Below are 1,551 nucleotides of genomic sequence, written 5' to 3'. Positions count from 1 at the left end.
GCGAGGCACAACCCACCGGCGGCATGGGCGTGTCCCGCCAGCTCAAGAACGAGATCTCGAACTGCCCGCCGATCGCGGTGACGGTGCGCCGCCGCGACGACCGCTGGCTGGCGACCTGGTCGCAGGCCGACGCGGTGCTGGTGCACCCGCTGGACCCGCTGACCGCGGCCGAAACGGTCGCCGAGGTGCTGCGCGCCAACGCGCAGGCCGCGGTTCGCGCCTGAGACGCTGTCCTCGGACCTGGCGTCCGGTGCGCGGGGAGCACGTCCGCGCAGGCGCGACCGCGGAACTCGGTCGAGCCAGCCGCGCGGCGCAGGTTCGACGACACGCCATTGACCGAACCGGAGAACGATCGTGGGCACCATGTCGGGCAGCTGGCCTGCACTGCTCGGGCACCTAGTCGCGGGCAACGACCTTTCCGCGCAGGACACCGCCTGGGCGATGGATCTGGTGATGACCGGCGAGGCCACTCCCGCCAGGGTCGCGGCGTTCGTGGTGGCGCTGCGAGCCAAGGGCGAGACGCCGGCGGAAGTCCGCGGGATGGCCGACACGATGCTCGCGCACTCGCTGCCGCTGGAGATCGACCGCCGCGCGGTCGACGTGGTCGGCACCGGCGGTGACCGCAGCGGCAGTGTGAACATTTCCACGATGACCGCGATCGTGCTCGCCTCCTGCGGCGCGACGGTCGTCAAGCACGGCAACCGCGCGGCGTCGTCGAAGTGCGGCACCGCGGACGTGCTGGAGGAGCTGGGCGTAACCATCGATCTGCCGCCGGAGGGCGTGCGGGAGTGCGTGCGCGACGTCGGCATCGGGTTCTGCTTCGCCCCGGTGTTCCACCCCGCGTTCAAGTACACGGCCGGACCGCGCCGGGAGATCGGCATCCCCACCGCGTTCAACATCCTCGGCCCGCTGACCAACCCGGCACGTCCGTCGGCGGGCCTGATCGGTTGCGCGGACCCGCGGCTGGCGCCGGTGATGGCCGAGGTGTTCGCCGCACGCGGCAACTCGGTGCTGCTGGTGCGCGGCGACGACGGCATGGACGAGATCACCACCGCGGCGGGCAGCACGGTCTGGGCGGTCGGCGGCGGTCAGGTCCGGCAGGCCCGGATCGAGCCTGCGGAGCTGGGCATCCCGCTCAGCTCGCCGGATGCGCTGCGCGGCGGGGATGCCACGGTCAACGCCCGAGCGGTGCGAGACCTGCTGGCGGGAGAGTCCGGGCCGGTGCGCGACGCGGTGGTGCTCAACGTGGCGGGGGCGCTGGCCGCGCACGACGGGATCGCCGAGGACCTGACCGGGCAGTTGCGCGACGGCATCGAGCGCGCCAGGCAGGCGCTGGATTCCGGCGCCGCGGCCGCGCTGCTGGCCCGCTGGGCCGCGCACTGACCCACCGGTTCCCCATCCCGGACCGATCGGAGTGAACGGCCTGTTCGCCCCAATAGATCGGTCCGGCGGTCCGTTCACTCGATGTCGGTGGGCCGGACCTATGAAGACGCCGCGTAGGGCGCTGCGTCAGGATGAGATCCCGGAGCCAGAAGGCGCCTGACCGAGGTT

Annotated in this window: 1 protein-coding gene and 1 pseudogene; both read left to right on the top strand. The window is 72.6% G+C overall.

The window, feature by feature from the left end:
• Positions 1-224 (top strand): annotated as a pseudogene (locus IJH84_RS21160) (DNA-binding response regulator); the annotation flags it as partial.
• 139 nt (positions 225-363) lie between these two features.
• Positions 364-1,383 (top strand): anthranilate phosphoribosyltransferase, encoded by a 1,020-nt coding sequence (trpD, locus tag IJH84_RS21155; RefSeq protein ID WP_295148064.1) that lies wholly within the window; start codon positions 364-366, stop codon positions 1,381-1,383.
• The last annotated feature ends 168 nt before the right edge of the window (positions 1,384-1,551 follow it).

This window comes from Saccharopolyspora sp., assembly GCF_017434145.1.
Lineage (GTDB): Bacteria > Actinomycetota > Actinomycetes > Mycobacteriales > Pseudonocardiaceae > Saccharopolyspora_C > Saccharopolyspora_C galaxeae.
This window is presented reverse-complemented; position numbering and strand designations above follow the sequence as displayed.

Coding starts and splice junctions, on each gene's coding strand:
- trpD (WP_295148064.1), top strand. CDS start 364: ATGTCGGGCAGCTGGCCTGCACTGCTCGGGCACCTAGTCGCGGGCAAC.